General features: G+C 69.9%; 8 protein-coding genes. 3 read left to right on the forward strand and 5 right to left on the reverse strand.

The annotated features are described in order from the left end of the window. From Q1N79_RS01495 to Q1N79_RS01510, 4 genes are all read right to left on the reverse strand, one after another. On the reverse strand, positions 1 to 252 hold a 252-nt coding region (locus tag Q1N79_RS01495; RefSeq protein WP_300603172.1), incomplete at its 3' end, for a hypothetical protein. Between the two features lie 9 nt (positions 253 to 261). Then, the gene (locus tag Q1N79_RS01500; protein WP_300603174.1) at positions 262 to 699 is read right to left on the reverse strand and encodes a hypothetical protein; all 438 of its coding nucleotides are present in this window, start codon (positions 697 to 699) and stop codon (positions 262 to 264) included. A gap of 22 nt (positions 700 to 721) precedes the next feature. Further along, positions 722 to 1081 carry a hypothetical protein gene (locus Q1N79_RS01505; RefSeq protein ID WP_300603179.1) on the reverse strand — a complete coding sequence of 120 codons (360 nt, stop codon included), beginning with the start codon at positions 1079 to 1081 and terminating at the stop codon, positions 722 to 724. 193 nt (positions 1082 to 1274) lie between these two features. After that, positions 1275 to 2042, reverse strand: coding sequence for a class I SAM-dependent methyltransferase (locus Q1N79_RS01510; RefSeq protein WP_300603182.1), 768 nt, complete (start codon positions 2040 to 2042; stop codon positions 1275 to 1277). A gap of 182 nt (positions 2043 to 2224) precedes the next feature. Between Q1N79_RS01510 and Q1N79_RS01515 the strand changes: the two genes are divergently transcribed. Continuing rightward, complete coding sequence (locus tag Q1N79_RS01515; protein WP_300603187.1) at positions 2225 to 3007, forward strand: MgtC/SapB family protein; 783 nt, start codon at positions 2225 to 2227, stop codon at positions 3005 to 3007. 44 nt (positions 3008 to 3051) lie between these two features. On the opposite strand, the gene Q1N79_RS01520 is transcribed toward Q1N79_RS01515, so the two are convergent. Beyond that, positions 3052 to 3423, reverse strand: a complete 372-nt coding sequence (locus tag Q1N79_RS01520) for a hypothetical protein (protein WP_300603189.1) — start codon at positions 3421 to 3423, stop codon at positions 3052 to 3054. Between the two features lie 127 nt (positions 3424 to 3550). Between Q1N79_RS01520 and fdxA the strand changes: the two genes are divergently transcribed. Further along, entirely contained in the window at positions 3551 to 3892 is a 342-nt protein-coding gene (gene fdxA, locus Q1N79_RS01525; RefSeq protein ID WP_300603192.1) for a ferredoxin, read from the forward strand. Between the two features lie 212 nt (positions 3893 to 4104). Continuing rightward, positions 4105 to 4827, forward strand: coding sequence for a helix-turn-helix domain-containing protein (locus Q1N79_RS01530; protein ID WP_300603195.1), 723 nt, complete (start codon positions 4105 to 4107; stop codon positions 4825 to 4827). Positions 4828 to 5082 lie beyond the last annotated feature (255 nt).

The following is a 5082-nucleotide window of genomic DNA, read 5'->3' on the forward strand; positions in this document are numbered from 1 at the left end:
AGGCGGCTTCCGCCCGGCGTGCTGAACGGCCCTGATGACGATGACGATGGCCAGGCCCGCGGGTGCCACCGAGAACAGGTAGAACCCGCTGGCCTGGCTGGCCACCCAGATGCCGTAGCCGACGGAGAACGCGCCCATGACGAAGATGCCCAGGCGTTCCCGTCCGGTGCCGACGACCGGTCCGCCGAGCGCGGCGACGATCAGCACGATGCCCGACAGCACGGACAGCACCGTGAAGAAATCCCAGTGCACGCCGGGGCCTCAGGAGACGTCGATGAGCGAGTAGCTCGGGTCCCTGGCGGAGATCTGCGCGGTCACGTTCGCGAGGAACTGTTCGAACTCACCGCGGCCGATGAGCTTGCCGTCCCTCGTCTTCCACTTGGCCAGGTTGATGGTGACCAGGGTCTGGGTCCCGTCGGAGGAGGCGCTCAGGGCGACGCGCGTCGTCCAGGTCGGAACTACCTTGGTCGGGTCCTTCCGGCTAGGCGGGCCGTAGTAGACGTTCCACGGTCCGGGCGCCTGGCCGGCCAGCCACAGCTTCTCGCCCGAGTGCAGAAAGCCCGTCTTGGCCGGCGTCTGCTGGACCACGCGGCGAATCGCGTCCAGCGCCTGGTCGACATCGAGCCTGGTGACGGCGCGGGTCGGCTGCGCCAGCCGGTTGGTCGTGCGCTGGTGAATCTGCTTGGAGATAAGCCCCATGGGAAATACGGTCCCTTCGTGCTCAGCTACTGATGGTCGCGGTCGGATCGGCGCTGCGAACGCTGCGTTCGACCGCGGCCAGGGCGCTGCCCACCGGAGCCAGGCGTTGCGGCCGGCCGGACTGCGACCGGACCGACGGAAGGCGCAGGCGAGCGCGGGACTGGCTGTCCTCACCCCAGACCTCCAGCTCGAGCTGCGTGAGGTTGTTGAGCCGGAAGAAGCGAGTCCGGTCGAAGGAACCCGACTCGCTGAGGCCGGCGCCGGTCAGGCCGCGCGCGATGATGTCGGTCAGTTCGGCAGGGCTGCGGCTGCTCGTCACGCTGAGCGACGTGCGCACGGTCGCGTTCGACGCCTTGCGCGCGGAGGTCCGCGCCCTGCTCACCGCGAGCCGCGTAAGCCGCGGCAGGGCTAATGTCCGGACAAGCCCGGACACGAGCAGTCTTCGTCGTCGGCCTGACCGGCGCCCCCGCCCGGGGCCTGAGAGGGTGACGCTGGGGAGTCGGCCGGGTCCGTTCGGGATCATCACTGATTTTTTCTGGCGGGGGATGACGGGAGCCGCCAGCCGCGATTTCCTGTCAGCCCGGCTCCGGCTTGCGGGCCTCGATCAGGAAGCGGCGGGAGTGGGCGACGAACGGCCCTTCGGCCTGGATCCGCTCGTGCAGCGCCTTCAGGCGGGCGCGGTACTTCTCGACGGTGAAGTCCGGGACGAACCAGATCACCTTGCGCAGGAAGTAGACCATCGCCCCGACATCGAAGAACTCCATCTTCAGCTCGGCGGTCCGCAGGTCCACGACCTCCAGTCCGGCCTGCTCGGCCTCGGCCCTGGCCAGCCCGGGCTCGCGACCGCTTTCCCCGAGCGGCTGCGGGCCGAGGAAGAACTCGTAGACCTCGTGACCGGTGTCCGGGCCGACCTGCTGCGAGAAATAAGTGCCGCCGGGCGCCAGGACGCGGGCGATCTCGCCCCAGTGGACCGTCACCGGGTGCCGGCTGGTCACCAGGTCGAACGTGCCGTCGGCGAACGGCAGCGGCGGCTCGTCCTCGTCGGCGACCACGACCACGCCCTTGGCGCGCAGGTTCTCCTGAGCGCGCTTGACGTTCGGCGGCCACGACTCGGTGGCGACCATGGCCTTGCCGGCCCGCTGCGGGACCCCGGCCAGCACCTCGCCGCCGCCGGTCTGGATGTCCAGCGCGAGCGCGGCCCGGCCGATCCGCTCGCCCATCAGCTTCTGGTAGCCCCAGGGCGGGCGCTCCTCGGTGGCGCGGCCATCCAGCCAGGAGAAATCCCAGCCGGCGACGTCGACGGCGGCGGCCTCCGCGATCAGTTCCCCGAAGCTATTGCCCATCACCTATCTGCCCGTCTGCCCGTCTGCCCGTCTCCCTGCGGACTGCCTGAGCGGCGTTAACCGGGACATTTGCCTCGCCATCCTTATGGCGGCCAGCGGCGGCACGGCGCCGGGAATCATTACCGTTCATGTTTAATTCGTTATTAGTTCATCTTTTGTTCATCTTAGGTTAGCCTTTCCGGATGACCGCGATCAGCTTCCAGGCAGCCGCCATCCTGACCGGCGCGCCGCTGGGCGGGGAGGGATGGCTTCAGGTCGGCGAGCTGGGCCTGGCCCTGGGCTTGTCGGCGTGCATCGGGCTGGAGCGGGAGATCCGGCAGAAGAACGCCGGGCTGCGCACCCACACCCTGGTCGGGCTGGGTGCGGCGCTGTTCATGCTGGTGAGCAAGTACGGCTTCAGCGACGTCATCGAGACCCAGCGGATTGTGCTTGACCCGTCCCGGATGGCCGCCCAGATCGTCTCGGGCATCGGGTTCATCGGTGCCGGGCTGATCTTCGTCCGCCGCGATTCCGTCCGGGGCCTGACCACGGCCGCGTCGGTCTGGGTCACCGCGGCGATCGGCTCGGCCGCCGGGGCGGGCCTGCCGATCCTGGCAGCCGTGGCCGCCGGCGCCTACCTGGTGATCGTGGCGCTGGCCTTTCCCGCCCTCACCCGCCGCCTGCCCCGGTCCGCGACCGCGGTCTCCTCGCTGCGCATCCGCTACCTTGACGGCCGCGGCGTGCTGCGGCGGCTGCTCCAGGCCGCGACATCTGCCGGATTCACCATCGACGAGGTCTCCGCCGACCCGGTCGGCCGCCCCGCCGCAAGCGGGCCAGGCCCGCAGACGCGCGACGGCAAGCCCTTCGTCGAGGTGACACTGCAGGTCCACGGGAAGCAGCCGGTCAGCGAGCTCGCCGCCGTCCTGTCCGGCATCGACGACGTCGACATCGTCCGCCTCAACGACGCCAACGCCGTCAGCGACTAACGCCGGCACCGCCCCGCCCCGGGAGCCAGGTCACCCCGATCCCGTCACCGAGCCGGACGGGGGTTCTCGACCGAGGACGCCGCGGGCTCATCGACTGGCGCCTCGCGAAGGTTCCAGGCTCGTCCTCGCTGTAGCAGGATCACGATCGCCCAGTAGACGAGGCCGATCCCCATCGTGATGAGGGTCACCTGGATAAGGAGCCTCGTCTGCTGGGTGAACGCGTAGCCCAGACTCGCGAGCGCGAGGAGCGGGGGTAGCGGCCACAGCGGCATCTTGTACGAGGCGTGGGCGGTGGCCCGCGTCAGGCGCGCGGCGACGGCGGCGACGGCGATCAGCGCGTAGTCGGCGACCAGGCTCGCGCCCGTCAGGTTCGCGAGCGTCGTCAGGCTGACGGTGAGGCACATCACCACGCCCACGACGCCGAGGAGCGCCGTTGACGCGGTGCCCCGTGGAGCCAGACCAGCCAGACACAGCCTCGATTAGTTTAAACAGTATTTATAGTTTAAACTGTGACTGACATCGTGCCGGCAGGGAGGATGCGTCATGACCTACGTGATCGGGGAACCGTGCGTGGATGTGCTGGACCGGGCCTGCGTGGAGGAGTGCCCGGTGGACTGCATCTACGAGGGCGAGCGGATGCTCTACATCCACCCGGACGAGTGCGTCGACTGCGGGGCGTGTGAGCCCGTGTGCCCGGTGGAGGCGATCTACTACGAGGATGACCTGCCCGGCCAATTGCAGGTGTACGCCGGGGAGAACGCGCGGTTCTTCGCCGAGCCGCTACCCGGCCGCGCCGAGCCGCTCGGCTCACCGGGCGGCGCGGCCAAGCTCGGCGTGGCAGGTGCCGACACGCCGTTTGTCGGCGCCCTCCCACCGCGGGGGTAGTCGCCCCGAGTGCCGATGGATCTGGAGGAGGCCGGATGACGGTAGCCGGTTACGGGGCACCTGGCCAGCCAGCGGGCCGACCTGCCGGGCCGAGCCGGGCCGGGGTCGCGGTGGGCCGGGGTCGCGGTGGGCCGGGGTCGCGGTGGGCCGGCGGGCCGTCGAGCGCACTGCTAGCTTAATTTCTACTACAGATAGTGATATAAAATAATCGTATGGATACCGAGCAGCTCCTCGCGCCTGAGGATACGTCCCCGCTCGGCCGCAGCCGCACCAGCGTGCTGGACATGCTGCGCGCCGCCGACGGCCCGCTCGGTGTCCGGGAGGTCGCGCAGCGGACGGGGCTGCACCGGAATACGGCGCGGTTCCACCTTGAGGCACTGGTGGAGGCCGGCCTGGCCACGCGCGAGACAGAAGACCGGGAGACGCCTGGCAGACCCAGGATCGGATACCAGACGGTCGCCGGCGGTCCCGCCGGGCAGCGGCGCTACCGGCTGCTGGCAGAGATGCTCACCAGCCTGCTGGCCGCCACCATGCCGGAGCCGGGCAGGGCTGCGGAGGAGGCCGGGCGCGAGTGGGGCGCCTATCTCACCGAGCAGCCGCCGCCGTACCGGCGGCTGAGCGCCGCGGAGGCGATCGCGAAGCTCACGGCGATCATGGAGGGCCTAGGCTTCGCGCCGCAGGTGCAGGCCGGTGACCGCGACGGAGAGTACCGGCTCTGCCTGCGGCAGTGCCCGTTCCGCGAGGTGGCGCAGCACCACAAAGACGTCATTTGCTCGCTCCATCTGGGGCTGATGCGGGGGGCGCTGACCCGGATGCGCGCCCCGCTCACCGCCGAGCGGCTGGATCCGTTCGTCGAGCCCAGCCTGTGCATCGCCCGGCTGACAGCAGGCAAGGATGCCCATGCCGATGAGCCGGCGGCTGAGAGGACGCGATAGAGCCGGTGGCGGGGTGCCCGGCCTCACGCGGACTCAGCGCATCGCGCTTGCCGGCCCGGCTGTCTTGACGAAAAGTCCCGCCTTCGTAGGGTTGCCGGGTATGAGGAAGTACACCGACGAGGAGATAGCCCGCGTCATCCACGCGGCGAACGCCGAGTTGCAGCGCATCCAGGGCGACCCGGCGCCGTCCCTGCCCTGGGACTCGGAAACGGGCGAGATCCGGCAAGGCGCGATCGACAACGTGGCCTACGCGCG

This window comes from Trebonia sp. (genome assembly GCF_030042015.1).
Classification (GTDB): domain Bacteria; phylum Actinomycetota; class Actinomycetes; order Streptosporangiales; family Streptosporangiaceae; genus Trebonia.

Coding starts and splice junctions, on each gene's coding strand:
- Q1N79_RS01500 (WP_300603174.1), bottom strand. CDS start 699: ATGGGGCTTATCTCCAAGCAGATTCACCAGCGCACGACCAACCGGCTG.
- Q1N79_RS01510 (WP_300603182.1), bottom strand. CDS start 2,042: ATGGGCAATAGCTTCGGGGAACTGATCGCGGAGGCCGCCGCCGTCGAC.
- Q1N79_RS01515 (WP_300603187.1), top strand. CDS start 2,225: ATGACCGCGATCAGCTTCCAGGCAGCCGCCATCCTGACCGGCGCGCCG.
- fdxA (WP_300603192.1), top strand. CDS start 3,551: ATGACCTACGTGATCGGGGAACCGTGCGTGGATGTGCTGGACCGGGCC.
- Q1N79_RS01530 (WP_300603195.1), top strand. CDS start 4,105: ATGGATACCGAGCAGCTCCTCGCGCCTGAGGATACGTCCCCGCTCGGC.